21 protein-coding genes and 5 pseudogenes are annotated in these 26742 nt (G+C 63.8%); 10 read left to right on the top strand and 16 right to left on the bottom strand.

Going from position 1 to position 26742, the window contains the following annotated elements:
- Positions 1-3 precede the first annotated feature (3 nt).
- The 3 genes from HB778_RS34640 to HB778_RS34630 all read right to left on the bottom strand — a co-directional run bounded on the left by HB778_RS34640 (position 4) and on the right by HB778_RS34630 (position 4795).
- Positions 4-2574: a GcvT family protein gene (locus HB778_RS34640; RefSeq protein ID WP_183460406.1), complete on the bottom strand. Its 2571-nt coding sequence runs from the start codon at positions 2572-2574 to the stop codon at positions 4-6.
- A complete protein-coding gene (locus tag HB778_RS34635) occupies positions 2571-3056 on the bottom strand; it encodes an endonuclease domain-containing protein (protein WP_183460404.1) in 486 nt (161 codons plus the stop codon). Before HB778_RS34635 ends, HB778_RS34640 begins: the two co-directional genes overlap by 4 nt.
- A 161-nt stretch (positions 3057-3217) precedes the next feature.
- Positions 3218-4795 carry a trimethylamine methyltransferase family protein gene (locus tag HB778_RS34630; protein ID WP_183465319.1) on the bottom strand — a complete coding sequence of 526 codons (1578 nt, stop codon included), beginning with the start codon at positions 4793-4795 and terminating at the stop codon, positions 3218-3220.
- A 256-nt stretch (positions 4796-5051) separates the two neighbouring features.
- Between HB778_RS34630 and HB778_RS34625 the strand changes: the two genes are divergently transcribed.
- The 7 genes from HB778_RS34625 (at position 5052) to HB778_RS34595 (ending at position 12483) form a co-directional block, all read left to right on the top strand.
- The gene (locus HB778_RS34625; RefSeq protein WP_183460402.1) at positions 5052-6227 is read left to right on the top strand and encodes an MFS transporter; all 1176 of its coding nucleotides are present in this window, start codon (positions 5052-5054) and stop codon (positions 6225-6227) included.
- Positions 6228-6319: 92 nt separating this feature from the next.
- Positions 6320-7480 (top strand): MFS transporter, encoded by a 1161-nt coding sequence (locus HB778_RS34620; RefSeq protein ID WP_183460400.1) that lies wholly within the window; start codon positions 6320-6322, stop codon positions 7478-7480.
- An 84-nt stretch (positions 7481-7564) separates the two neighbouring features.
- Complete coding sequence (locus HB778_RS34615; RefSeq protein ID WP_183460398.1) at positions 7565-9628, top strand: prolyl oligopeptidase family serine peptidase; 2064 nt, start codon at positions 7565-7567, stop codon at positions 9626-9628.
- A gap of 68 nt (positions 9629-9696) precedes the next feature.
- Positions 9697-9822 (top strand): capsid protein, encoded by a 126-nt coding sequence (locus HB778_RS34610; RefSeq protein ID WP_081293941.1) that lies wholly within the window; start codon positions 9697-9699, stop codon positions 9820-9822.
- Between the two features lie 50 nt (positions 9823-9872).
- On the top strand, positions 9873-11252 hold the full coding sequence (locus HB778_RS34605) for an aspartate aminotransferase family protein (protein WP_183460396.1): 1380 nt from the start codon (positions 9873-9875) through the stop codon (positions 11250-11252).
- A gap of 337 nt (positions 11253-11589) precedes the next feature.
- Positions 11590-11754, top strand: coding sequence for a hypothetical protein (locus HB778_RS42035; protein WP_244661748.1), 165 nt, complete (start codon positions 11590-11592; stop codon positions 11752-11754).
- An 84-nt stretch (positions 11755-11838) separates the two neighbouring features.
- On the top strand, positions 11839-12483 hold the full coding sequence (locus HB778_RS34595; protein WP_095199817.1) for a cytochrome c oxidase assembly factor Coa1 family protein: 645 nt from the start codon (positions 11839-11841) through the stop codon (positions 12481-12483).
- A 281-nt stretch (positions 12484-12764) separates the two neighbouring features.
- Here the strand turns inward: HB778_RS34595 and mmsB are convergent, their stop codons facing one another.
- Positions 12765-13649, bottom strand: a complete 885-nt coding sequence (mmsB, locus tag HB778_RS34590) for a 3-hydroxyisobutyrate dehydrogenase (protein ID WP_183460394.1) — start codon at positions 13647-13649, stop codon at positions 12765-12767.
- Positions 13650-13675: 26 nt separating this feature from the next.
- Positions 13676-14842, bottom strand: coding sequence for an isobutyryl-CoA dehydrogenase (locus HB778_RS34585; RefSeq protein ID WP_183460392.1), 1167 nt, complete (start codon positions 14840-14842; stop codon positions 13676-13678).
- Positions 14843-14984: 142 nt separating this feature from the next.
- Here HB778_RS34585 and HB778_RS34580 point away from each other — a divergent pair.
- Together HB778_RS34580 and HB778_RS34575 are read left to right on the top strand one after the other, a co-directional pair.
- A pseudogene (locus HB778_RS34580) lies at positions 14985-15598 on the top strand (dimethylsulfonioproprionate lyase family protein).
- The gene (locus HB778_RS34575; protein WP_183460375.1) at positions 15598-17073 is read left to right on the top strand and encodes a cobyric acid synthase; all 1476 of its coding nucleotides are present in this window, start codon (positions 15598-15600) and stop codon (positions 17071-17073) included. The pseudogene HB778_RS34580 and the gene HB778_RS34575 overlap by 1 nt, the downstream one beginning before the upstream one ends.
- A 278-nt stretch (positions 17074-17351) precedes the next feature.
- Here the strand turns inward: HB778_RS34575 and HB778_RS34570 are convergent, their stop codons facing one another.
- The 4 genes and pseudogenes from HB778_RS34570 to HB778_RS34555 form a co-directional block, all read right to left on the bottom strand.
- A complete protein-coding gene (locus HB778_RS34570; RefSeq protein WP_244661747.1) occupies positions 17352-17708 on the bottom strand; it encodes a VOC family protein in 357 nt (118 codons plus the stop codon).
- 135 nt (positions 17709-17843) lie between these two features.
- A complete protein-coding gene (locus HB778_RS34565) occupies positions 17844-18674 on the bottom strand; it encodes a helix-turn-helix domain-containing protein (RefSeq protein WP_183460374.1) in 831 nt (276 codons plus the stop codon).
- A gap of 102 nt (positions 18675-18776) precedes the next feature.
- Complete coding sequence (locus HB778_RS34560) at positions 18777-18947, bottom strand: hypothetical protein (protein WP_080511798.1); 171 nt, start codon at positions 18945-18947, stop codon at positions 18777-18779.
- A gap of 51 nt (positions 18948-18998) precedes the next feature.
- Positions 18999-19786, bottom strand: a pseudogene (locus HB778_RS34555) (TSUP family transporter).
- A gap of 135 nt (positions 19787-19921) precedes the next feature.
- On the opposite strand from HB778_RS34555, the gene HB778_RS34550 reads away from it, so the two are divergent.
- Entirely contained in the window at positions 19922-20353 is a 432-nt protein-coding gene (locus HB778_RS34550; protein ID WP_027046940.1) for a TerB family tellurite resistance protein, read from the top strand.
- A 9-nt stretch (positions 20354-20362) separates the two neighbouring features.
- Here HB778_RS34550 and HB778_RS34545 read toward each other — a convergent pair.
- The 7 genes and pseudogenes from HB778_RS34545 to HB778_RS43195 form a co-directional block, all read right to left on the bottom strand.
- A pseudogene (locus tag HB778_RS34545) lies at positions 20363-21986 on the bottom strand (ABC transporter ATP-binding protein).
- Positions 21983-22852, bottom strand: a complete 870-nt coding sequence (locus HB778_RS34540) for an ABC transporter permease (protein WP_095199826.1) — start codon at positions 22850-22852, stop codon at positions 21983-21985. The pseudogene HB778_RS34545 and the gene HB778_RS34540 overlap by 4 nt, the downstream one beginning before the upstream one ends.
- The gene (locus HB778_RS34535; protein WP_183460373.1) at positions 22849-23796 is read right to left on the bottom strand and encodes an ABC transporter permease; all 948 of its coding nucleotides are present in this window, start codon (positions 23794-23796) and stop codon (positions 22849-22851) included. Before HB778_RS34535 ends, HB778_RS34540 begins: the two co-directional genes overlap by 4 nt.
- A gap of 79 nt (positions 23797-23875) precedes the next feature.
- Complete coding sequence (locus HB778_RS34530; protein ID WP_183460372.1) at positions 23876-25354, bottom strand: ABC transporter substrate-binding protein; 1479 nt, start codon at positions 25352-25354, stop codon at positions 23876-23878.
- A 124-nt stretch (positions 25355-25478) separates the two neighbouring features.
- A pseudogene (locus HB778_RS42030) lies at positions 25479-25913 on the bottom strand (M20/M25/M40 family metallo-hydrolase); the annotation flags it as partial.
- Positions 25862-26341 (bottom strand): annotated as a pseudogene (locus tag HB778_RS42025) (peptidase dimerization domain-containing protein); the annotation flags it as partial. The pseudogenes HB778_RS42030 and HB778_RS42025, both read right to left, overlap by 52 nt.
- Before the next feature lie 41 nt (positions 26342-26382).
- On the bottom strand, positions 26383-26532 hold the full coding sequence (locus HB778_RS43195; RefSeq protein ID WP_348524658.1) for a hypothetical protein: 150 nt from the start codon (positions 26530-26532) through the stop codon (positions 26383-26385).
- Positions 26533-26742 lie beyond the last annotated feature (210 nt).

The following is a 26742-nucleotide window of genomic DNA, read 5'->3' as shown; positions in this document are numbered from 1 at the left end:
ACCTCAGGTCCGCATCTTCTCGCCGCTCGGATCGAAAGGTGCCTCGACATTGATGCGCGCCGGACGCCGATGTCCGAGGATCTCGATCTCGAACAGTCCGGCGCTTTCGTCCTCGGCCAGTGCTGCCGGCACATAGCCTTGCGCCATCGACTTCTGGACATAATGCGCATAACCGCCCGACGTGACCCAGCCGACCACGCGCCAGTCGCCGTCGACAATACCGCGCACGGCGGAAGCGCCTTCCGCGGCCTTGGAACCACGCACTTCCTTGCCTGATGTGTCGAAGCGCGGCGCACCGTAGCCATGCGGCTTTTCCACTGTGCCGTAGTCCTTGCTGACCTTGGCCCAGATCGGCTCGTCGCCCATGACATCGGCGTCCGCCGCATCCACGATGAAGGAGACGCGGCGCAGCTTTGGACCTTCCGCCTGTTCCTTGGCGGCGGCCTCACGGCCGATGAAATCGTTCTTCTCCAGCTTGATGAAGCGGTCCATCGAGCCTTCGAACGGGCCGTAGATCGGCCGCAGCTCGCGAAACCAGGTCGGGAAGTTCTTTTCCAGGCGCATGGACAGCAGGGCGCGCATGCCGAAATCGACGAGACCAAACTCCTCGCCGGCGTCCTTGATCGCCTTGTACACCAGGCGCTGGTAGGCCGGCGCCATCCAGATTTCGTAGCCGAGATCGCCGGTATAGGTGATGCGGTTGACCAGGCACGGCGCGCCGCCGACCGCCATCTCGCGGAAATCCATGAAGCGGAAGGCTTTGGTCGAAATGTCGACGTCGACCAGCTTCTGCAGCAGGTCACGCGATCTCGGCCCGGCGATCGACAGACCGACCAGTGTCTGGTCGAAGCGGTGGATGCGCACCGAACCATCCTTCGGCAGGTGCTTTTCGAACCAGCGCATGTGGTATTTCTGCGCCGCCGACGAGCCCCAGATCATGAAGCGGTCTTCACCGGCCTTGGCAATGGTGAAGTCGCCGATCAGCTTGCCGAATTCGTTGATCATCGGGGTGAGCACAATACGGCCGGTCTTCGGCATGCGGTTGGTCATCAGCCGGTTGAGGAACTCTTCCGCACCCGGTCCCGACACTTCGTATTTGGCGAAGTTGGCGATCTCGGTGACGCCGACGCGCTCGCGCGTGGCGCGCACTTCCTCGCGGATCGGGCCGAAATCGTTGGAGCGGTGGAAGGAGACGATGTCTTTCGGCTCCTTACCCTTCGGCGCGAACCACAGCGGGGTTTCCAGGCCCCAGCTGTCGCCCATGACGGCGTTGTTGGCGAGCATGGTGTCGTAGAGCGGCGTCGTCTGCGCAGGACGTGCCGCCGGCAGTTCCTCATTGGGGAAGCGGATAGAGAAGCGGCGCGAATAGTTTTCGCGCACCTTGGCGTTGGTGTAGCGCAGGCCGGCCCATTCGCCGAAGCGGGCGACATCCATGCCCCAGACGTCGAAGCCCGGATCGCCATGCACCATCCAGTTGGACAGGGCGAGGCCGACGCCGCCGCCCTGGCTGAAGCCAGCCATGACGGCGCAAGCGCACCAGAAATTGGTCAGGCCCTGCACCGGGCCGACCAGCGGGTTGCCGTCGAGCGCGAAGGTGAAGGGACCGTTGATGATCTGCTTGATGCCGGCCTTCTCGATGCCGGGGAAATGCTTGAAGCCGATTTCCAGCGATGGCGCGATGCGATCGAGATCCGGCGGCAGCAGTTCATGGCCGAAATCCCATGGCGTGTTGACCGGCGACCATGGCTTGCAGGCCTTTTCGTAGGTGCCGAGCAGGATACCGTTGCGCTCCTGGCGGGTGTAGATCTCGCCCTTGAAGTCGAGCACGCCGATCATTTCGCGGCCGGTCGACTTGTTGAACTCCTCGACCTCCGGCATCGGCTCGGTGAGCAGGTACATGTGCTCCATGGCCAGAACCGGCAGTTCGACGCCGACCATACGGCCGATCTCGCGCGCCCACAGGCCGCCGCAGTTGACGACATGCTCGGCGTGGACCGTGCCCTGCTCGGTGACGACGTTCCAGGTGCCGTCCGGCTGCTGCGTCAGGTCGACGACGCGATTGCGCAGCACGATCTCGGCGCCGAGCTTCTTGGCCGCCTTGGAGTAGGCAATCGTGGTGCCGGATGGGTCGAGATGACCTTCGACCGGGTCCCACATGGCGCCGACGAAGTTCTTTTCGTCCATCAGCGGGAACATCGCCTTGGCTTCGGACGGCGTGATCAGCTCGGTGTCCATGCCGAGATAGCGGCCCTTGGCGTGGGCCAGGCGTAGGAAGTCCATGCGTTCCGGTGTATCGGCCATCATGACGCCGCCCGTAAGATGCAGCGAGCAGGACTGGCCGGAGATTTCCTCGATCTCCTTGTAGAGCTGCACGGTGTAGGCCTGCAGCTTGGCGACGTTGGGATCGCCGTTCAGCGTATGGAAGCCGCCCGCCGCGTGCCAGGACGAGCCGGAGGTGAGCTCCGAGCGCTCGATCAGCATGATGTCGGTCCAGCCGGCCTTGGCCAGGTGATAGAGCACCGAGCAGCCGACGACACCACCGCCGATGACAACCGCTTTTACGTGGGATTTCATGAAGATAGGTCCGTTTTTAGAGAAATTGAATCGGATGAGCGCGGTGTGAAGACAAAACGAAGGTCGGAGACAATGGTGCCTTCGGCCAGCCTGCCGTCAAGCACGGCAAGAATGGTTTCACAGACGGAAGTACGCTGTTTCAGGACTTCATGGCTCCAGACACGCAGGATCGAATAGCCTTGAGCGCGCATGAAGTCGTCGCGGCGGCCGTCATAGGAACTGTCGGCGTGTTGTGAGCCGTCGAGTTCGACGACGAGCCATTTTTCGCGGCAGGCGAAGTCTGCGAAGAAAGGTCCGATGGAAAACTGGCGCGTGAACTTGTAGCCGCCAAGTTTGCGGGCTTTTAACTCAAGCCAAAGCAGTGCTTCGGCCTGGTTGTCACCTTGCCTGAGTTTTCTGGCTCGCTGGGTGGTGCCCGTTTTGCGGCGACTGCGGGTTTGACCAGCGGCTTCCCCCACTCCGTCGCCGCTTCGCGGCGCCACCTCTCCCTCCCGGAGGGAGAGGAAGGGAGCCAGCTGAGATCGCTTCGCGCCCTTCCTCTCCCCCGTCGATCGGGGAGAGGTGTCGAGCGCAGCTCGACGGAGTGGGGGTCGACCGTTCATCAAATCCATACGAAAGATCAGTTCATCAACAACACGGATGATCAAAAATCGGTCGGCGCGCCGCCTTCGGCTGTGCGCTTCTGGACGAAATCGTTGAGCTCCTCGCGGATCGCCGGGTCCATGTAGGGCTCGTCATAGGATGCCAGCCGTTCTTTCCACACCCTGTTGGCCTTTTCCATCGCCGTCGGCGATCCGGCTTCCGCCCAGGTCTCGAAATTGCGCCAGTCGGACAGGATCGGCGAGTAGAAGGCGGTCTTGTAGCGGTCCTGCGTGTGCTGGGTGCCGAAGAAATGGCCGCCGGGGCCGACCGACTGGATGGCGTCGAAGCCGAGCGCCTCGTCGGACAGGTCGAGCGGGGTCAGGAATTCGGCCACCATCTGCAACAGATCGATGTCCAGAATGGTCTTTTCGTAGGAGCAGCGCAGGCCGCCTTCGAGCCAGCCGGCGCCGTGCATCATCAGATTGCCGCCGCCCTGGATGGCGCCCCACAGCGAGAACACGCTCTCATAGGCGGCCTGCGCGTCGACCGTGTTGGCGGCGCAAGTGTTGGAGGTGCGGTAGGGGATATTGTAGCGGCGGGCAAGCTGGCCGCCGACGAGCTGCGCCTTCATATATTCGGGCGTGCCGAAGGCCGGGGAGCCGGACTTCATGTCGACATTGGAGGTGAAGCCGCCATAGCCGACAGGCGCGCCCTTGCGCACCATCTGGGCAAAGGCGATGCCGGACAGTGCCTCGGCGTTCTGCTGCACCAGCGCGCCGGCGATGGTGACCGGCGCCATCGCACCCGACAGGGTAAAGGGCGTGACGACAACGACCTGGCCCTTGCTCGACATCTGGATGATGCCTTCCATCATCGGCACGTCGAGCTTGAGCGGCGAGTTGGTGTTGATGATGGTGAAGACGGACGGCTCCTCGAGCAGTTGCTCGTGGCTGATGCCGCGCGCGATCCGGGTGATCTCGATGCCGTCGACATTGCGCTCCTTGCCGAGCGAATAGATGTGGAACACCTTGTCGGTCAGCGTGGCGAGGTCGCGGATGCATTCGAGGTGGCGGACCGACGGATGGATGTCGGTCGGCTCGACCGGATAGCCACCGGTGCAGTTCAGGATGTTGTGCATCTGCGCCAGGCGCAGGAAGTTGCGGTAGTCCGCCTGGTTGCCGGGTCGGCGGCCGCGATCGATGTCGGAGCAGTTCGGCGCCGACGCCATCATCGACAGGATCACATTGTTGCCGCCGAAGCGGACGTTGTGCGCAGGGTTGCGGGCATGCAGCGTGAATTCCGACGGGCAGTTCGAGATCAAATCGAGGATCATGTCGCTGTCGAAGCGCACGCGCTCGCTACCTTCGCGCACATCCGCGCCATGCGTTTTCATGATGCGGCGAGCTTCGTCGTGCAGGACGTCGACGCCGATCTCCCTGAGCACGCGCAAGGAAGCGAGGTGGATCGATTCCAGCTCGTCGTCCGACACCAGCCTGGTCGGCGTCAGCGGGTTCTTCAACTGGCGGAAAGCCGGCTGCTCGAAGGCGGCCGAGCCTCCGGCGCGTTTTCCAGCGCGGCCGCCACGGCGGGCACGGTCGGGTGCCTGGCCCGGTTCTGCAGATTGTAGGGCGGCGGTCATGGTGGTCCTCATGCGGTACGAACAGCGGGCGGCATAATGGACCGGCGGCCCGCCGGCCATTGCGGAGGCGGCGACCACTAGGGCGAGGGAAGCGACATGCCGGAACGGCAGTTGCGCGGCGGCGACATTCGCCTGATCACCGTCGGGTTGGCGCAAGCGGATTTCCCCCTGCCGGCCCTTTCTTTCCCCGGATTGAACCCGTAGCAGTGACCTTGCCGGCTGGGAGGTCTGCCGGCACCCCACATGGAATGACGGAATGGTTGCAACCGGCGCGAGCGAAGGCGAAGCGGGAACGCAGTGGGCAGCGCTTGCCGGCGTCACCGCCGCGCTTGCCATGTTCGGCGCCGCGCAAGGGCTGAGCTCGCCGCTGTTCACGCTGCTGATGCAGAAGCAAGGCCTGTCGCCCGGGCTGATCGGCCTGTCGGCGGCAATGATGCCGTTCGGGCTGATCCTGTCGGCCTCGTTCGTGCCGGCGGCGGTACGGCTGGTCGGCGCGCGCAACCTGGCGGTCGGCTGCTCGCTGATCGGCGCGCTGTGCTTCCTCGGCATCGGCTATCTGCAGAACTGGGTGGCCTGGTACGTCATCCGCTTCATCATCGGCGTCGTCATCAACCCGCTCTACATCCTCGGCGAGGTATGGGCGCTGTCGCTGGCGCCGCCGTCGCGGCGCGGCCGGGTGATGGGTGTGTTCAACACGCTGATGGGTGCCGGCTATGCGGCGGGGCCCTTCACCTTGACCTTCGTCGGTACATCGGGCTGGGCGCCCTTCAGCGTCGGCATCGGCGGCTTCGTGCTTTGCGCCGTCATTCTGCGTCTTGTCTCGTCAAAGCTCACCGGTTTCGAGGATGACGGCCAGCCCGCCGGCAGCTTCATCGGCTTTGCCAAGCTGGCGCCGGCGCTGCTACTGGCGGTTCTGGTCTCGGCCGCCGTCCAGCAAAGCACCTATGCGCTGGTCCCGGTCTTTGGCGCCGGCTATGGCTTGCCGGAAGCCGTGCTGGCCGCGCTGGTGATGGCGCTGTCCCTGGGCAACATCCTGTTGCAGATCCCGCTCGGCCTGCTCGCGGAGCGGTTCGGCGGCCGCCCAATGATCGTGGCCTGCGCGGTGGCGACGACAATCTGCGCGGCGCTGCTGCCGCTGCTGATCACCACACCGCTGATCTGGGGTGTGCTGCTGGTGATGGGTGCTGTCGGTTACGGCGTCTATACGATGGCGCTGGTGGAACTCGGCAGCCGCTTCAAGGGCACGCTGCTCGTCACCGGCAATGCGGCCTTCGCCTTGCTGTGGGGCGTTGGCGGCATTGTCGGCCCGCCGGGCGCCGGCCTGCTGATGCAAGGCATCGGTCCGCTGGGCCTGCCTGTGGTGATCGCCGGTCTCGACGCGGTCCTAGTCGCCTTCGCTCTATACCGCTCCGCGCAACGCCGGGTCTCCTGACATGGACCTGGCTGGAGCAAGCGCTTTTCGCCGGCGGGATCTATCGTTGTTTGGCCGAGCCGCTAATCCTGCCGTACAGCAACGGTAGGACCATGGCCGCGACGGATTCGGAAACTGGCGAAGCAATGCAATGGGCGGCGATCACCGGCGTGATCGCGACCGTCTCGGTGTTCGCCATCGCGCAGGGCCTGTCCTATCCGCTGCTGAGCTTCATCCTGCAGCGGCAGGGCGTCTCGCCGGCGATGATCGGCCTGTCGGCGGCGATGACGCCGATCGGCTTCATCGTCTCGTCGCCGCTGATCCCGGCGCTGGCGCGGCGGTTCGGGGCAGGGCGCACGGCGCTCATTTGTGCGGCGCTCTCGGCCGTCGTGCTGGCGCTGATCGGCTGGACGCAGAATGTCTATCTCTGGTTTCCGCTGCGCTTCCTGATCGGCGTGGTGACCAATCCGCTCTATGTGTTGAGCGAAATCTGGGTGATCGCACTGGCGCCGCAGGCGCGGCGAGGGCGCATCATGGGCGTCTATTCGACGATCATCTCGGCCGGCTTCGCGGCCGGGCCGCTTTGCCTGCTTGCCGTCGGCACGCAGGGGTGGCCGCCCTTCCTCGTCGGTATTTGCGCCTTCGTGCTGTGCGGCATCTGCCTGGCTTCGGTGCTGCCGCGCCTGCCGAAGGTGGACGAAGCGGGGCATCGGGTTTCCGTCCTGGGCTTCGTGCCGATGGCGTGGCTGCTTCTGTTCGCGGTCATCGTGGCTGCGGGTTTCGAACAGGGGGCGCTGGCCTTGCTGCCGGTCTATGGCACCCACTATGGCATCGCGGAAGTCCGCATGTCGGCGCTGCTGTCGATGATGATCGCCGGCAATATCGCCATGCAGGTGCCGCTCGGCCTGCTGGCGGAGAGGCTGACCGCGCGCCTGGTGCGGCTTGCCTGTGTTTCCTTGACGGTGCTCGGATGCGCGCTGCTGCCGCTTCTCATCGAAACGCCGCTGATCTGGCCGATGATCTTTGTCTGGGGCGCGGTTTCCTATGGCATCTACACGATGTCGATCATCGAGCTTGGCGAGCGCTTCACCGGCTCGACGCTGGTCGCCGGCAACGCTGCCTTTTCGCTGATGTGGGGCGTCGGCGGCATCGCGGTGCCGCCGTTGGCTGGCACCGCCATGGACATACTGGGCGCAAGAGGCCTGCCGATCACGCTTGGCCTCATGTGCCTGGTCCTGGCGGTCGCGAGCGTCGCCGGTCGCGGGAAGGCCTGAATCGTTGGCTTGGGTGCCGCAACTCTTGAATATCGGACGCGGCATGTCGATGTTGCGTGCCGAAACATGCCTATTGGAGATTCCATGACCAAGCCCATCGCCAAGCCAGAAGCCAGCATCGAAGATCCCTTTCTCTGGCTGGAGGACAGGACCAGCAAAAAGTCTCTCGACTGGGTGCATGGCCAGAACGAGATCACGACCGGCGAGTTGCAGGGCGATCCGTCCTATCAGGCGTCGTTCGAGACGGCGCTCGACCTGATGACGGCCGAGGACAACATCGCCGTCGGCGCGGCAATCGCCGGCCATGTCTATAATTTCTGGCAGGACAAGACCAATGCGCTCGGCTTGTGGCGCCGCACGACCGTCGCTTCCTACAAAACCGAGAAGCCGGTCTGGGAAACGATCATCGACTTCGACCAGCTTGCTGCGAAGGAGGGCATAAAATGGGTGTTCAGCGGCGCCAGCCGGCTCTATCCGGATTTCAGCCGCTGCCTGCTGTCAATGTCGCCCGATGGCGGCGACGCCAGCGAGATGCGTGAGTTCGATATCGAAACCAAGTCGTTCGTAGAAGGCGGATATCACGCGCGAGCCTCGAAGTCGGGCTTCAGTTGGCTGGACAAGGAAACCGTCATCGTCTCAGCGGCCTTCGAGGAAGCTGATAAGACCGAGTCCGGTTATCCGCGCGTGATCAAGCTCTGGAAGCGCGGCACCAAGCTCGAAGACGCGACGCCGATCTTCGAGGCGCAGACAGAGGATCTCGCCGCCGGAGCCGGCGTCGAATTCGACGGCGACAAGCGTCACGTGTTTCTGGCGCGGGCGATCGATTTCTTCGCATCGCACAGTTTCCTGCATCTCCCGTCCGGTGAAAACAGGCGCATTCCGCTGCCCGACGATGTCACCGACACATCGCTTTTCAAGGACCAGCTTTTGTTCGGGGTGCGCACGCCATGGACGGCGCCGGACGGTACAGCCTGTCAGCCGGACGGGCTTTACTCGCTCGATTTCGCGCACTGGATCGAAACCGGCAGTTTCGGCGCCATCGAGACTCTTCTGGCGCCGGCCTATCGCGTGTCGATCGCCGGCATTGCCCGCACACAGGACCGGCTGTTCATCAGCCTGATGGACAATGTGCGCGGCAAGGTGCTCGTCTGCGAGCGAAAGGGTGGCGCCTGGTCGCTGAAGCCGGTCGCGCTGCCTGAGAACGGCACTGTCGGCATCAGCCATGCCGAGCATTTCGGCTCAAGCGTTTCTTTCTCCTTCACGGATTTCCTGACGCCGAGCTCGATCATCTGGTCGGATGATGATGGCGAGACGCTGGAGACGGTAAAGTCGCAACCGGCGCGGTTCGATGCCGCGCCGCTGATCTCGGAGCAGTTCGAGGCGCGCTCGAAGGACGGCACGATGATCCCGTATTTCGTCGTCAGGCGAAGCGATCAGAAGGGGCCGGTGCCGACGCTGCTCTACGGCTATGGCGGCTTCGAAGTGCCGCTCTTGCCCGGCTATGCCGGCGTGCGCGGCAGGCTGTGGCTGGAGAAGGGCAATGCCTATGTGCAGGCCTGCATCCGTGGCGGCGGCGAGTTCGGGCCAGCCTGGCATCAGGCGGCGCTGAAAGGCAATCGCCAGAACGGTTTTGACGATTTCGCCGCGGTGGCCGAGGATGTCGTCAGGCGCGGCATCGCGACGGCAAGCTCGCTCGGCATCCAGGGTGGCTCGAATGGCGGCCTGCTGACCGGCGTTTCGCTGACGCAGCATCCGGAGCTGTTCGGCGCCGTCATCATCGACGTGCCGCTGCTCGACATGCTGCGCTACACCGAATTGCCGCCCGGCGCCTCCTGGATGGCCGAATATGGCGATCCGTCGAAGCCGGAAGATGTGAAATGGCTGTCCGCCTATTCGCCCTACCAGCACGTCAAGGCCAATGCTGTCTATCCGCCGGTGCTGCTGACGACCTCGACCGCTGATGACCGCGTCCATCCCGGCCATGCGCGCAAGATGGCCGCCCGCCTTCAGGAGGCCGGGCACGTCGGGACGCTGTTCTTCGAGGAAACCGAGGGCGGACATGGCGGGCGTGGCGACCGCCGGCCTCAGGCGGCGCAGACGGCGATGAAATATGTCTTCCTGCAGCGGGCGCTGAGCGCCAAGGCATAGAACTATTCCGTCATGGGCCAAGCAAAGGGTGGTTCACCTCGGCCAGCCTTTGCTCTAAGGTGCCCTGCATGGCTCCTGCTATGACCTTTGTCTGCACGTTCGGGGTCGCGGTGACACCGTCACCGCGCACGCTGCGCGCGGAGCTTTTGCGGCTGTGCGCCCGCATCGGTTATTCACCGCCTGCCAGCCTCTGATGCATTCGCCCCGGCGCCAGCCGGACTGAATCCAGAGGAAAGATCCAGACATGACCTATCAGAATTATTCGCTGAAGCAGCTTCAGCAGATCGACGCCGCGCATCATCTCCATCCCTTCACCGACCACAAGGAATTGCGTGAGGCGGGTTCGCGCATCATCACCCACGCCAGTGGGCCGTTCATCTACGATTCCGAAGGGGCGGAACTGCTCGACGGCATGGCCGGCCTGTGGTGCGTCAATATCGGCTATGGCCGCGACGAACTGGCCGAGGCCGCCTATGCGCAGATGAAGGAACTGCCTTACTACAATTCCTTCTTCAAATGCTCGACACCGACGCCGGTGCTGTTGTCCAAGAAGCTGGCGGAAATCGCGCCGAAGAACGTCAACCAGGTATTTTATGGTTCCTCCGGCTCGGAGGCCAACGACACCGCCTTGCGTCTTGTCCGCCACTATTGGGTGATCGAGGGTAAGCCGGAGAAGAACCGCATCATCTCGCGCAAGATGGCCTATCACGGCTCGACCATCGCCGGCACCTCGCTCGGCGGCATGGATGCCATGCACAAGCAGCTCAATGGCGCCGTGCCCAACATCGTCCATGTGATGATGCCCTATGCCTATGAGCTGGCGCTGCCGGGCGAGAGTGATCATGATTTTGGCCTGCGCGCGGCCAAATCGGTCGAGGACGCCATCCTCGAGGCCGGTGCCGACAAGGTCGCAGCTTTCATCGGCGAGCCGGTGATGGGCGCGGGCGGCGTCAAGATACCGCCGGCGAGCTACTGGCCGGAAGTGCAGCGCATCTGCCGCAAATATGATGTGCTTTTGATGCTCGACGAGGTCATCACCGGCTACGGCCGCACCGGTGAATGGTTCGCGGCGCAGACCTTCGGCATCGAACCGGACACCATCACCACGGCCAAGGCGCTGACCTCGGGTTACCAGCCGCTGTCGGCGCTGCTGGTCGGTGACCGCATCACCTCGACGCTGGTCGAGAAGGGCGGCGAGTTCAACCACGGCTACACCTATTCCGGACACCCCGTGGCGTGCGCCGTGGCCTTGAAGAACCTGGAGATCATCGAGCAGGAAGGGCTGGTCGATCGCGTCAGGAACGACACCGGACCTTATTTCGCCAAGGCCCTGCAGGAGCGCATTGCCGGGCATGACCTGGTCGGCGAGGTGCGTTCGATCGGGCTGATGGGTGCGATCGAGATCGTCAAGGACAAGGCGACCAAGGAACGGTTCCTGCCCTCGGGAAGTGCAGCGGTGACGGTGCGCGACCATGCGATCGCCAACGGCATGATGCTGCGCGCCACCGGCGACACGATGATCCTGTCGCCGCCGCTGATCTGGACCCGCGACACGATCGACATGGCCTGCGAGCGGATCGGCAAGGCACTGGATCTGGCACAGGCAGATCTGCGCAAGCGGTGAGGCAAACCTCGACCGGGCGTTCCTTCAAGGGGACGCCCGGCCTCGAGAAACATGCTGTCGCAATGGGGAACAAACCTCATCCTCTGCGCGTAGTGTGTCAGGCAGCGGCCACTCGGCTGCGACAAGGGGTTCATTTCCATGAGAAAAACCGGCAAGAGCCGACGGCCGCAAGAAGCGGCCAGCATCGGTGCGGACCTGATGCTGGCACCCTGGTGGCGATGATGCGCCTGCCCTTGATGGCCATGGACGCCGGCAGCAGCCAGCCCTGGGGCACCGAAACCGCGCGTGCGGTGAACGAGAAGACGCGGCAATCGCTGAGGGCGCGTTCGCGGCGCAAATGTCCTTCCTGCAGTCGGCATCGCGCTTCTGGCCGGAACTCCTTTCCGGTCGCACGCCGTCGCTGTTCAACGGCGTCGCGGCCGAACGGTCGATCAGCGCTGCGCTGAAGCCGGCCAGCCGCGCGGTGAAGGCGAATTTTCGCCGGCTGTCGTCAAAGGCGTGAAATGGGCGCTGCGGAAGTTTGATTTTGCGCATTGTCGGGATCATGCGTTAGAACCGATCGGCATACGCACCGATGGGGGATTTCATGGCCGGACAACCGCTCAACCAGCCCGCTGAAATTCCGCCCGAACTCGATCGCTGGAATTGGGGCGCCTTCTTCCTCAACTGGATCTGGGGCATCGGCAACAGCACTTTCATCGCGTTGCTGGCACTGATCCCGGTCGTCAACCTCATCATGATCTTCGTGCTTGGCGCCCGTGGCAGCCGCTGGGCCTGGCAGAACCGGGCCTGGCGCGACGCGGACCAGTTCCGCAAGACGCAGCGCAACTGGGCGATCGCCGGGCTGGTTGTCTGGGTGGTGGGGATCGGCGGTTGCGCGGCGTCGGTCGGCAGCGTTCCCTACCTTCTCAAAGGCAGTGATGCCTATCACATGACCATGGATGCCATTCGCGCCGACACGCGTGTGAAAACTGCTATTGGCGACGACGTGACCGACAATTTCTGGGTTGGCGGCAGTCTCAACGTCAACGCGAACGGCGCGGGCGACGCCCAGTTCAGCATTCCCGTCCATGGCGCCAAGGGCAAGGGCACCGTGTTTTCCCATCTGGTTCGCAATGCAGGCACATGGAGCATGCGCCTGCTGGTGCTCAGAGTGGATGGGGTGGATGCGCCGATTGTATTGACCAACGAAGATCATGTGCCAATTCCGAACGCGGCGATCGGAATATAGACGTCAGGCTTGATTGTGCGCGGCAGAAACGCAAAAACCGCGCTCCATCGGGAACGCGGCTTTGCCAGATACGCATGGCGTTTCGCTACGCAAACACTTGGCGAAACTTACGGGCTCCGGTACGCGAGACCTGATCCGGAGCGCCGGGCGGATGCGATATGTCCGCCTCGCCATCTGTTTTATAGGGACATCGTTACCGCGGAGTTATCGAGAGCTTAAGCAAATCTAAATTTGCGGTCTTTCTGCCGGATGGATCCGGAAAAGCCGATCAAATCCGTTGGTTACGCCGGGTCACCCCTGAGAAAATTAATTATGCCGGAGAAATCGGCGCCGCCATGCCCTTGGGCGTTGAACAGGGCGTAGAGCTGCGCCGCCTCGGCGCCAAGTGGGGTCACGGCGCCCGCGCTCTGTGCGGCTTCCTGGGACAATTTCAGGTCTTTCAGCATAAGGGCCGCGGCAAAGCCCGGCCTGTAGTCCCTGTTGGCGGGCGAGGTCGGCACCGGGCCGGGCACGGGGCAGTAGGTGGTCAAGGACCAGCATTGGCCTGACGAGGTCGAGGCGACGTCGAACAGTGCCTGATGCGACAGGCCGAGCTTTTCGGCCAGCACGAAGGCCTCGGCGACGCCGATCATCGAAATGCCGAGGATCATGTTGTTGCAGATCTTTGCCGCCTGGCCGGCACCGTCGCCGCCGCAATGGACGATGCGCCCGGCCATCGGCTTCAGGATCGGTTCGGCGGCGGCGAAGGCATCGTTGGAGCCGCCAGCCATGAAGGTCAGCGTGCCGGCTGCCGCACCTCCGGTGCCGCCGGAGACGGGTGCGTCGATGGAGAGCAGCCCATGCTTCGCGGCAATCGCATGCGCCTTGCGCGCCGAGTCCACATCAATGGTCGAGGAATCGATGAACAGCGCGCCCTTTTTTGCCTTGGCCGCGATGTCTTCGTAGACCGACAGCACGTGCTTGCCGGCGGGCAGCATGGTGATCACCACATCGGCGTCCTTCACTGCGGCCAAGGCGTTCGCCATGATCGTCACGCCATGTTCTTTGGCGACGGTGAGGTTTTCCGGCACCAGGTCGAAACCATTCACCGCATGTCCAGCTTTGACCAGATTGGCGGCCATTGGATTGCCCATGTTACCGAGGCCGATGAAGGCGATCGTCGTCATTGTCTCACTCCCGGAGTTTGCTGGCTTCAGCGGCCGATCAGGGCGCGCGCGATAATGACGCGCATGATCTCGTTGGTGCCTTCGAGAATCTGGTGGACGCGCAGGTCGCGCACCAGTTTCTCGATGCCGTAGTCATGCAGATAGCCGTAACCGCCCAGCAATTGCAGCGCGTCGTTGGCGACGTTGAAGCCGGTGTCGGTGACGAAGCGCTTGGCCATGGCCGACCATTTGCCGGCATCGGGCGCCTTGCGGTCGAGCTTCGAGACGGCGGCATAGAGAAAGATGCGCGCCGCCTGCAGCTCGGTCTCCATGTCGGCCAGCCTGAACTGCAGCGCCTGGAACTGGTTGATCTTCGAGCCGAAGGCCTTGCGCTCGGCGGTGTAGGACAGTGCCTTGTCGAGCGCCGACTGCGCGCCGCCCAGCGAACAGGCGGCGATGTTCAGCCGGCCGCCATCGAGCCCGGCCATGGCGATGCCGAAACCGGCGCCTTCACCGGATAGCAGATTCTCTGCCGGCACCTTGCAGTCCTCGAAAATGACCTGGCGCGTCGACTGCATGTGCCAGCCCATCTTGTGCTCGTTGGCGCCGAAGGAGAGGCCGGGCGCATCTTTCGGCACGACGATGGCGGAGATGCCTTTCGGCCCGTCGGCGCCGGTGCGCACCATCACGGCATAAACATCGCTGTCGCCGGCGCCCGAGATGAATTGCTTGGTGCCGTTGAGCACATAGTCGCCGCCGCTTTTCGCCGCGCGTGTCTTGAGTGCCGCGGCATCGGAGCCGGAGCCCGGTTCGGTCAGGCAGTAGCTGGCCAGCCATTCCATCGAGGTCAGCTTCGGCAGGAAGCGCTGGCGCTGCTCGTCATTGCCGAAACGATCGATCATCGAAGCCACCATGTTGTGGATCGAGATGAAGGACGAGAAGCCCGGATCGGCTTGCGACAGTGCCTCGAAGATCAGCACGGCGTCGAGCCGGCCGAGCGCGGAGCCACCGACATCGTCCCTGACATAGATGCCGCCGAGGCCGAGCGGCCCGGTCTCGCGGATCACGTCGGCCGGGAAATGCTTCCTGCGATCCCAGTCGAGCGCATTCGGCGCGACGCGGTCGGCGGCGAATGCCTGCGCCATCTCCTGGATGGCGCGCTGTTCCTCGTTGAGTTCGAACTGGCTGGTGCTCGCATCGACCGCGGCGTCCATGGCGTTCTCTCCCTATATGCCAGCTAGCCCGCTGGCCTGTCGTTTTTGGCTTTGCGCGCGTACCAATCTAGACCAATGATGCCGCCGCGCAACCCGACCCGCTGCGGAGCGGCTGTGCATCAATGCATGTCCGGAGCGAGATGTGACGACAAAATTCGATGAGCTGCTTGGACGATTCCACGCCTATCTCACTTCCGTGGACAACGCCCTGGTGCGCGACGCCGTGGCGCGGGTCGGCTGGGACATGCCGGCCCGCGCGCTGGAGCCGCATCCGCTCGGCTGCCTGCGCCATCTCGATCGCGCGGCAGACGTGGCGCCGATGGCTGCGAAGCCGCTGGTGCAATGGCTGGCGGAGCATTGCAACGCATTGTACTGGGGGCAGACCTACAGCGAGGCCGATTTCGGCAAGGCCTTCATCGACAATTACGGCTGGCTGGAAGTCTTCGGCACGCGTGGCCATTTCGCCAATGACGAGGTGGCGGCCGGCCTGCTGATCCTCGGGCCCGAGATCGTCTACCCCGACCACCATCACGTCGCCGAGGAAATCTACATTCCGCTGACCGGCGGTACGGAATGGCGCATGGGGAGGGCGGCTTCCGCAAGCGGCAGGCCGGCGAAGTCGTCCACCACGCTGCCAATGTCAACCACGCCATGCGAACCGGCAAGGAACCGCTTTTGGCGCTCTATATCTGGCGCGGCGGGCCGCTGGCGCAGAAATCCACGATCACCGGAACCGTTACGCAGGGCAGAAGCTGATGGCCAAAGCGATCATGCTGCAAGGCACGGGTTCGGATGTCGGCAAGACGGTGCTGGTCGCCGGCCTCTGCCGCGCCGCGAAGAAGCGCGGCCTGAAGGTGCGGCCGTTCAAGCCGCAGAACATGTCGAACAATGCGGCGGTCGCCGATATTCCCGGTGACAACAACCAAGGCGGCGGCGAGATCGGCCGCGCGCAATGGCTGCAGGCGATCGCTTGCGGCGTCGCGCCATCGGTGCACATGAACCCGGTGCTGCTCAAGCCTCAGACCGATGTCGGCGCGCAGGTCATCGTCCAGGGCAAGGTGTTCGGCGAGGCGCGGGCGCGCGACTACCAGGCGCTGAAGGGCCGCCTGATGGATGCGGTGCTGGATTCTTGGGGCAAGGTCGGCGAGGACGCCGATCTGGTCATCGTCGAGGGCGCCGGCTCGCCGGCGGAAATCAATTTGCGCAGCCGCGACATCGCCAATATGGGCTTTGCCACGCGTGCCAATGTACCGGTGGTGCTGGTCGGCGACATCGATCGCGGCGGCGTTATCGCTTCGGTCGCCGGCACGCATCTGATCCTGCCGGAAGAGGACCGGCGCATGATCGTCGGCTACCTCATCAACAAGTTCCGTGGCGATGTTTCGCTGTTCGATGACGGTTTGAAGGCGATCGAGAATTTCACCGGCTGGCGCTGCTTTGGCGTCGTGCCGTGGCTGACGGCGGCGGCGCGGCTGCCGTCGGAGGATTCGGTGGTGCTGGAACGCCTGGCGTCGGGTGAGGCGCGGGCACTGAAGGTGGCGGTGCCGATGCTCGGCCGTATCGCCAATTTCGACGATCTCGACCCGCTCAAGGCCGAGCCTCAGGTCGAGGTGGTTTTCGTGCCGCCGGGAAAACCGCTGCCGGAGGATGCCGGGCTGGTGGTCATTCCCGGCTCGAAGTCTACCATTGGCGATCTCCTGAAATTTCGCGAGAATGGCTGGGACCGGGATCTGGCAGCACACCGCAAGCGCGGCGGCCATGTCGTCGGCATTTGCGGCGGTTTTCAGATGCTTGGCCACCGCGTGCGCGATCCCGATGGCATCGAAGGCAGCGTCACCGAGACCGAAGGGCTTGGCCTGCTCGATATCGAAACGGTCATGGAGCCGGAGAAGACGGTGCGCAATGTCAGCGCGCGCTCGGTACAATTCGACCTACCCCTCGAAGGCTACGAAATCCATCTCGGCCGCACCACCGGTCCGGACACGATGCGGCCGTCGGCGATCATCAATGGCGTCGCGGATGGCGCGATCTCGGCTGATGGCAAGGTCTTGGGCACCTATATGCATGGCCTGTTCGGTGCCGATGGCTTTCGCGGGAAGTTCCTCGAAAGCCTCGGCATCAAGGGCGGCGGCATCGACTACCGCGCCGACGTCGAACGGGCGCTGGACGACGTCGCGGCCGAGCTGGAAACCCATCTCGACTGCGACGCGATTTTCGCGTTGGCGCGGTAATTTCGCGACGCAGGCGATTGGCTGGAACGCCCATCGCTTCGTCATCCACGGGCGGAGCAAGGAGCGTAGCGACGCAGCGCAGACCCGAGGATCCATGCCGCGACTTCCACGCGCCGCCGCGGTCCAGAATTCTGCTCCGCTGCACTCTATGACCAAGGTCACGGAATGGATCCCAGGGTCTCCGCGACGCCGCTTCGCGGCTGCTTCGCCCTAGGATGACGAAGTTGGGAAGCTTCGGCCAATCATCGATGATGGCTCGCCGAAGCCAATGCTGGCGTTCAGCCCTTGTCTCCCGCCTTCGGCCAGTAGGTACCAAACGACCAGACGCTGCCTTCCGGATCGCGGCAGATGAATTCGCGGCTGCCATAGTCGCGGTCGGTCAGTTCCTGGATGATCGTCGCGCCAGCCTTTTTCGCCCTGGCATAGGCGGTATCGGCATCGTCGACGGCGACATAGATCGACTTGCCGCCGCCGGTGCCGGGTTCGCCGACCATCTTGCCGTAATCGTCATCGCGCGCACTGCCCAGCATGATCATCGAGGCGCCGAAGACCAGTTCGGCATGGTGCACGACATCGCCTTCGCCGTAGCGGGCGCGGACGCTGAAGCCGAAGGCTTCGCAGAGCCACTCGATCATTTTCGCCGCGTTTTTGTAGCGCAGGGCGGGGTAGAGGCGGGGGCTTCAGTGGTGGTGGGCATGGGAACCTCCTTGATCTGGGTTGGGTCGATAACCCACTCTGTTCGAAGGCCGTTGCAGCGTCTTGAAGAAATGTTACCTGCTGACAAGTGCCGTCGGCGTCTCGCCGGCAAGGTCGCGGAACTCGCGCACCAGATGCGCCTGATCGGCATAGCCGCAATCGGCGGCGATATCGGCCCAGCCGGCCGTCGGCTGTCGTGACAGGCCGAGCGCCCGGTTGAAGCGAACGATGCGCGACAGCGTCTTGGGGCCGATGCCGGTTGCGTCGGTAAATTTTTCGGCGAGGTGCTTGCGGCTCCAGCCCAGTCTCTCGGCGATCGATGCAATGCGGGTTCGGCCGCCCGATGCGATGATGCGGTCATAGGCCCAGGCGATTTCGAGCGGCGTTTCGGCGGCGCTGGCGAGACGCGCGGTGACGAAGGCTTCGGCAAGGTCGAAACGCGCCGTCCAGTCCGGTGCATTGCCAAGCTGTTCGCGAAGCGCCATACCCTCAGCGCCCAGCACGTCGTCGAGGACGACCATGCTGTCGGTCAGTTCGCTCATCGGCAAGCGGAAGAAACGGCGTGCGCCAAGCGGCGTGAAGTTGATCTGCACGCAGCAGGCGGTACCGAAGGATTCGATCATCACCGGTCCGGCGAAAAGCCCGGCGGCGAAACTGGCGAAGCGGTCATTGTCGCCGGGCGCCTTGCCGAGGCCGATGGCGAAGGGTTCGGCGAAGCTGATGACGAGCGGCACCGCCAGCGAGGCGTATTCGACATTGCGGAAATGGCCGGGTGCGGTTTCGCGATAGCCGCAAATGTCCGTGACGATGCCATCAAGCACGGGATCGGGAAGGCGCCGGCGCATCTCGAAGCGCCCTGCGATGGAGCGGTCCTGTTCCTCCCGGCGCTGCATCTCGATCGGCATTGGCCATCCTTCTGCCCGGCAAGCCTAGCAGAGCCTCGGTCAGAATCAAAAGCGCCCGGCTTTTGGCCGGGCGCTCTCCGTCCCCACTTCAAGGGAAACTTGTCAGGCGCCGCGCATCAGGCAGCCGGCGGCGAGCACGATGTAGGCAATGAGAACGATCCACACCGATGCGAGCGGGATAAAGGCGAGAACGCCAAGCGCGGCGAGAATGCCGATGATGGCGATGACCAGGGAAATGATGAAAACGATCTGGGTAGGCGCGCTGAGATTCATGCGTGGCTCCTCCAACATGATTCGAACAGCGCCATAGTAACAGGCGCGTGATCACACACCAATCATGACACGCAGCGGGTTGGCGGGATCGGCCAGCAGCTTCACCGCGAGCGCCACGCAGACGATCACCAGCAGCGGCTTGATCAGCCTGGCGCCTATGCGCATGGCAAGGCTCGCGCCGACGCGGGCGCCGAGGAACTGGGCAACGCCCATCATCAGGCCGATCTTCCAGGAGATGACGCCGACAGCGGCGAAGACAATGAAGCCGCCGATGTTAGAGGCGAAATTGAGCAGCTTGGTATGCGCCGTCGCCTTGAGCACGCCGTAGCCGGCAAGAGCGACGAAGGCCAGCATGTAGAAGGAGCCGGCGCCGGGGCCGAACAGGCCGTCATAGAAGCCGATTGCCGGCACCAGGGTCAGTCCGAACAGGAATGGCGACAGACGCTCGGCCCGATCGACATCGTTCATGTTGGGCTTGAGCGCGAAATAGAGTGCGATGGCGATCAGCACCAGGGGCAGCAGGGCGCGCAAGAGATCGCCCGGAACGATGGTGGCCAGCAAGGCGCCAACGACACCCCCCAGTAGCCGCCAGCAGCGCCGACGGCAATTGCCGACGCAGGTCGACATGGCCCTTGGAGGCATAATGGATGGTCGCCGACCCGGAGCCGAACATGCCTTGCAGCTTGTTGGTTCCAAGCGCCGCGACCGGTGAGAACCCGGCAAGCAAAAGCGCCGGGATGGTGATCAGCCCACCGCCGCCGGCAATCGAGATCGACGAAGCCCGCGGCAAAGGCGGCGAGCGCAAGCATGACGATTGTCTGGGTGGTGAGGTCGATCATCTGATGTGCGGAGACGTCCGGTCGGCGGGATAACCGCGTTCGACCACGACAGCCCTGTTTGCGCAAGGCCGATTCCGCGCTACCTCTATCCAAGCGCATCGCGCTTGGATTTGGTTAACCCGGAAAGAGGCCCTGATGGCATTCGCATTGCTGGACCAGATACGCTCCATCTTCGACGGCGACCCGGGCGTGCGCAAGGTCGCCGACGATCCGGTCCTGTCGGCTGAACTTCTGATGCTGTTCCGCATGATCCTCGCCGACGGGACGGTCAGCGAGAGCGAGATGGTTGCCTTCCGGCGCATCTGCAAGGATGCCTTCGGCATTCAGGAAACCAGCATCGACGCCGTCATCGAATATCTCAACGAATTCGGCTACGAAACCAACGGCTCGCAGGCGATCGCTCTGTTTCGCGATCTCGATGTCGAACGGCGCAAGCAATTGGCCCAGCACATGGCTGAGATCGCCAAGGCGGATTCGCAACTGGCCGAGAGCGAGGTGCGCTTGCTGCGCCGCACGCTCGACCTGCTCGACATCAGCCCGGTCGATGTGGTGAAGCCGGAAGAGTAGGGTTCCCACTCACCCTTGCTCTTGCATCTTCCGGGCGATCGCCCGATGCAAGTCCGGCGCGGCAGTGACGAGCGCCTTCGCCGCGTCTGATCGCGGATGGTCGAGCACCTCGTTCGTCTTGCCGCGCTCGACGATCTTGCCGTCATGCATGACCAGCACCTCGTCCGTGATGGCACGTGCGACGGTCAGGTCGTGGGTGATGAAGAGATAGGCGATGCCGAGTTTCTGGTTGAGCTCGGCGAACAGATCTAGGATCTGGGCGCGGATCGAGACATCGAGCGCCGAGACCGGCTCGTCTGCAACAACCAGCTTGGGACGGGTGATGATGGCGCGGGCGATCGACAGGCGCTGGCGCTGGCCGCCTGAAAATTCGTGCGGGTACTTGTCCATGTCGCGCTGGTCGAGGCCGACCTCGTGCAGCGCATGCGCCACCATCTCGCGGCGCTCGGCGCGCGTCGGTTTCTTGTCCAGCACGTGCAAGGGCTCTGCGACCAGTTTTTCGACCTTCTGGCGCGGATCGAAGGAGCCATAGGGATCCTGGAAGACGACCTGCATGTCGCGCCGGGCCGGCTTCAATTCGGCTTCGCCCTTGCCGGTGACGGTTTCTCCGCGAAAGCGGATCGTGCCCGCGCTCGGCTTGTCCAGCGCCAGGATCATGCGGGCAAGCGTTGACTTGCCGCAGCCGGAGCGGCCGACCAGCGCCACCGACTGACCCGGCGCCATCGACAGGGAGACATCGTCCACGGCGCGGATGGTCGGCGCGCGCCGAAACAGCGAGGCGCGGCGGCCGGGATAGTCGCGGGTCACGCCTTCGACCTGAAGCAGGGGCTTGCCCTGACTTGTATCGTGTGGCCTGGCGCGTGCCGGCACGTGCATCGAGGCCTGCGCCAACTGGCGCGTGTAGGGGGTGGAGCTGTTCGGACAATGTGCGGGCGGTGTCGCCGGCCTCCATCACCTCACCGCGGCGCAGGATGGTGATACGGTCGGCCATCTCGGTCACGACGGCGAGGTCGTGCGAGATCAGCAGCAGGCCCATACGGCTCTCCGCGACAAGGTCGAGCAACAAGTCGAGGATCTGTGCCTGCAGCACCACGTCGAGCGCCGTGGTCGGCTCGTCGGCGATCAAGAGCTTCGGTTTCAGCGCGCAAGCGATGGCGATGACGACACGCTGGCGCTGGCCGCCCGACAGTTCGTGCGGATAGCGCGACAGCGGGAATTTCGCCTCGGGCAGACCGACGCGGTCGAGCATTTTGCGCGCCCGCTCCTCGGCTGCCGCGCGCGTGGCCTTGGTATGCCAGCGTATGCCTTCGGCCACCTGTTCACCGATGGTCTTGACCGGGTTGAGCGCCGTCATCGGCTCCTGGAACACCATGCCGATGTCGTCGCCGCGCAGCGCGCACATCTGGTCCTCGCTTGCCGCGAGGATATCGATGCCATCGAACGAGACGCGGCCGGTGGCGCGCGCGGCATACGGCAGAAGCTGCATCACCGTCAGCGCCGTCATCGACTTACCGGAGCCGGATTCGCCGACCAGCCCCATCACTTCGCCGGGCGCGACGGAAAGCTCCATGTCTTTCAGGATCTGCGTCTCGCCGATGGTCAGCGACAGGTTCTCGATCTCCAGCAGGCTCATCGCTGCCGCCGCGATTTCGGGTCGAGGATGTCGGCGATGCCGTCGCCCAGGAGGTTCAGGCCGAGCACCGTGATGACGATCGCCATGCCGGGAAAGATCGCCATCCACGGTGCCACCACCATGCGCGTCTGCGCGTCGAACAGCATGCGGCCCCAGCTCGGCATTGGCGGCTGCGCGCCGAGGCCGAGATAGGAAAGCCCGGCCTCGGCCAGGATGCCGAGCGCGAACTGGATGGTGCCTTGCACCAGGAGCAGCGTGGCGATGTTGGGCAGCACATGTTCGATCGATATCTGCGTGCTGCTTTTTCCCGCGGCGCGTGCGGCCAGGATGAACTCGCGCGGCCAGATCGCCAGCGCGCCGGCGCGGGCGACGCGGGCAAACACCGGAATGTTGAAGATGCCGATGGCGATGATGGCATTGACGGCACCTGGCCCGAAGATGGCGGTGATCATGATCGCCGACAGCAGTGCCGGGAAGGCGAAGACCAGATCGTTGATGCGCATCAGCGCTTCATCGACCAAGCCGCCACGCGCGGCGGCGAAAGCGCCGAGCGGCACGCCTATGCCCATGCCGATGCCGACCGCGACAAGCGCCACGGCGATTGAATTGCGGGCGCCGACCATGATCATCGACAGGATGTCGCGGCCGAAATGGTCGGTGCCGAACCAATGGGCCAGCGAGGGGCCTTGCGTCTTGTCTGATATGACCAGCTTCGTCACATCGTAAGGCGTCCAGATATAGGAGACGACAGCCATCGCCAGGATCAGCAAGGTGATGACGAAGCCGGTGACGAATGCTGTGTTCCTGAAAGCCTTGGCCAGGATGGAGCTGAACGTCTCCTCAGGGATGTCGATGTGCAGCGTCATTGCCGGCTTCTCAGGCGCGGATCGACGACCGCATAGGAAAGGTCGACGATGAGGTTGACGGCAATGACGGCGGCGACCAGCAGCATGACGACGCTTTCGACGACGATCAGGTCGCGCTGGGTGATCGCCTGGAACACCAGCCGGCCGAGGCCGGGGAGATAGAAGATATTCTCGATGATGATGGTGCCGGCGAGCAGGAAGGCGAATTGCAGGCCGAGTATGGTCAGCACCGGGATCATGGCGTTGCGCAGCGCATGCCGCCACAGCACGGCGCGATAGGGCAGGCCCTTGGCGCGGGCGGTGCGGATATAGTCCTCGTTCAACACCTCGATCAGCGCCGAGCGGGTGACGCGCGCCAAGATCGCCGCCTGCGGCAAGGCAAGGGCGATCGCCGGCAGAAGCAGCGATTTCAGCGCCGGCCAGACGCCGGCGCTCCAGCCGGGAAAGCCGCCGGCCGGGACCAGCCGCAGCCATACGGCGAAGATGTAGATCAGCACCAGCGCGAACCAGAAATTGGGCACGGCGACGCCAAGCTGTGCCGCGCCCATGGAAATCGTGTCGCCGGCGCGTCCGCGCCGGCTGGCGGAAAACAGGCCGACGGGTATCGCGATGATGGTGGAGAGCGCCAGCGCGATCAGCGCCAGGGGCAGCGAGACGGCAAGCCGTTCGCGCACGAGATCGATGACCGGCACCGAATAGGTGTAGGAGCGGCCGAAATCGAGGCTGAGCAGGCCGCTGGCCCAGTGCAGATAGCGCAGGGCAAGCGGGGCGTTGAGGCCCATCTGGTTGCGCAGGAGTTCGACCTGGTCGGCGCTGGCGTTCATGCCCAGCATCAGTCGCGCCGGGTCGCCGGGCAGGATTTCGAGCACGGCGAACACCACGATGGACGCCAGCACCAGCGTGGCAAGCGAGATGGCGAGGCGCTTGAGGAGGTAGGTGGTCATCCGTTCCAACGTGCCGGAAAAAGGCGGGCTCCGGAAGCAGGTTTACTTCCGGAGCCACGCATTTCTCGGAAGGGCGAAATCAATCCGACCACTTCACCTTGGTCAGGTCGTTGGCGGGGATTGGTGCGTTTTCCCACAGGCCTTGCAGCTTGGCGTCCCAAACCCCGACCTTGGGCAGTTCGTAGAGGAAGCCGACCACGGCGTCGTCGGCCAGGATCTTTTGCGCTTGCGCATACAAGTCCTTGCGCTTGGCCTCGTCGGACGTCAGCTCCAGATCGGCAATGACCTTGTTGAAGGCAGGGTTGTCGTAGTTGAAATAGTAGTCCTTGCGTGCGTAGATATCGATGTCGTTCGGCTCGGTATGGGAGACGATGGTCAGGTCGTAGTCCTTCTTGGTGAACACCTGGTCCAGCCACTGCGCCCATTCGACGGGGATAATCTCGAGGTTGATGCCGACATCGCGGAGCTGCGAGGCGATGATCTCGCCGCCGAGCCGTGCATAGGAGGTCGGCGGCAGCCTCAACGTGGCCTTGAAGCCATTCTCCAGTCCTGCCTCCTTGAGCAGTTCCTTGGCCTTGGCCACGTCGTGCGGATAGCGGCCGGTGAGGTCGACATAATATTTGTTGGCCGGCGACATATGCGAGCCGATCGGCAGGCCGAGCCCGGCCGAGGCGCCGTCGATGATCGCCTTGCGGTCGAGCGCGTAGGAGATCGCCTGCCTCACCTGCAGCTTGTCGAAGGGCGGCTTCTTGTTGTTGATGGACAGGATGGTCTCGCCTTCGGTCGCGCCGACCACCACCTTGAAGCGCGGATCATCCTTGACCTGGGAGACGCTGTCGGGATCGAAGAAGGGGAAAGCCTGTATGTCGCCGGAAAGCAGCGCCGGTACCGCCGCCGCGGCATCGGGAACGATGCGGAACTCGACCTTTTCCAGAAAAGCAGGGGCGCCCCAGTAATGATCTGATTTCACCAGGGTGATCGATGAACCCTTGGCCCAGTTCTCGAACTTGAAGGGGCCGGTGCCAACAGGCTTTTCCTTGTTGGTGTCGGCGGATTTCGGCGACACGATCACCGCGTCGCCCCAGCCCATATTGTAGAGGAACGAGCCCTGCGGGTGGGTGAGCGTCACCTTCACGGTGGCGGGGTCGACCACGTCGACCTTGTCGATGGCGGCAAAGAGCTGCTTTTGCGCGTTGACGGAGTTTTCCGCGCGGGCACGGTCGAGCGAGAACTTCACGTCGTCGGCGCTGAAATCGCTCCCGTCGTGGAATTTCACGCCCGTGTGCAGCTTGAAGGTGTAGACCTTGCCGTCATCTGAAACGGTCCAGCTCTCAGCCAGATCCGGCAGGACTTCGCTGTTCGGGCCGATACGCGTAAGACCTTCGAAGATGTTGGCGTAGGTGACCTCCCGGATTGCCGCGGCCGCTCCCGCTGTCGGGTCGAGATGCGGGGGTTCAAGCGGAATGCCGATGACGAGATCGGTCCGGGCGGCAAACGCCGAAGTGGCGGTTGCGAGCGCCAGCACGGCAGCGGCCAGAAGGGTCTTCCACAGTTTCATCGCTGAACTCCCCATGTGCTCAAATGCTTAAGCCTGGGGATAGAAGCGTGATTTCGCGCGGGAGTAAATTGCGTTTCGTGCTGTCGCGCCGCGCCAGGAGAAATGTTTTTGCGCCGCAGGCCGATCATTCGGTTGTGCCGCGCAGCAGCACGTTGAGGCCGATCGCCATTACCTTGGCCGATTCCACCATGTCCGCTATGCCGACCCACTCGTCCGGCCGGTGGGCGAGGTCGAGAATGCCGGGCCCATAGGCGATGCAGTCGTAGATGTGGCCGATGCGGGCAATGTGCTTCTGGTCATAGGTGCCGGGCGAGATGACGTAGTCGGGCTCGCGGTCGAAGATCGCGTGAATGCCTTGCGCCACCGCCTTGACCACCGGCGCGTCGCGTTCGGTCATCAGCGGCAGCACTTCCATCAGGTCGCGGATCTCGTAGTCGAACTTTTGCGCTCGCGCTTCAGCCGCTCGAGAATGCCGGTCACTTCGCCTTTGACCGTGGCGAGATCTTCCTCGAGCAGGAAGCGGCGGTCGATGGTCAGCCGGCAGGAATCGGGCACGTTGGGCGAGGGCAGGCCGGGCCGGAAATCCTCGGTCTGGCCGCCATGGATGGAATTGATGTTCATGGTTGAGCGTTTTGCACCTTCGGGCACCACCGGCATGCGCGTCATCTTGCGGTCGAGCGCCGGGAACAGTTCGTCCTCGAAGGCCTGCAACACGGCACCCATGTGGCGCACCGCATTGTCGCCGAGGAACGGCATCGAACCGTGCGCGATCTCGCCCTTGGTCTCGATCTCCGCCCACCAAACACCGCGATGACCAAGGCAGATGCGGTCCTTGTTCAACGGCTCAGGAATGATGACGTGGTCGACCCTGGGTTTGGAGAAATAGCCGAGCCCGGCCAGATGGGCGACACCGCCGAAGCCGCCGGACTCCTCGTCGACGGTGCCCGATATCTCGATGGCTCCGGGAAAGTCGGGATAAACGTCCATGAAGGCTTCGGCGGCGATGATCGACGCAGCCAGGCCGCCCTTCATGTCGCAGGCGCCGCGCCATAGACCCTGCCGTCCTTGACGACGCCGGCAAAGGGATCGACCGTCCAGCCGTCACCAGCCTCGACCACGTCGATGTGTGAATTGAAGTGGACGCAGGCGCCGGGTGACCGGCCGTCGAACCGGGCCACGACATTGACGCGCGGGTAGCGATCGGTGTCGCCGGGCGTGCCTTCGGCGCGGATGAATTCCGTTTCAAAACCACGCTTCCTCAGCCGCGCGCCAAGATATTCGGCGCATGGCCGGTAGGCTTCGCCGGGTGGGTTGATGGTCGGAAAACGGATGAGGTCGGCGGTCAGCGCGACGACATCGTCGCGCCTGTCATCGATTGCTTGGAGGAG

It is taken from the genome of Mesorhizobium huakuii, assembly GCF_014189455.1.
Classification (GTDB): Bacteria; Pseudomonadota; Alphaproteobacteria; order Rhizobiales; family Rhizobiaceae; genus Mesorhizobium; species Mesorhizobium huakuii_A.
The sequence above is the reverse complement of the archived record's forward strand: the minus strand, read 5'-3'. Positions and strand labels throughout refer to the sequence as shown.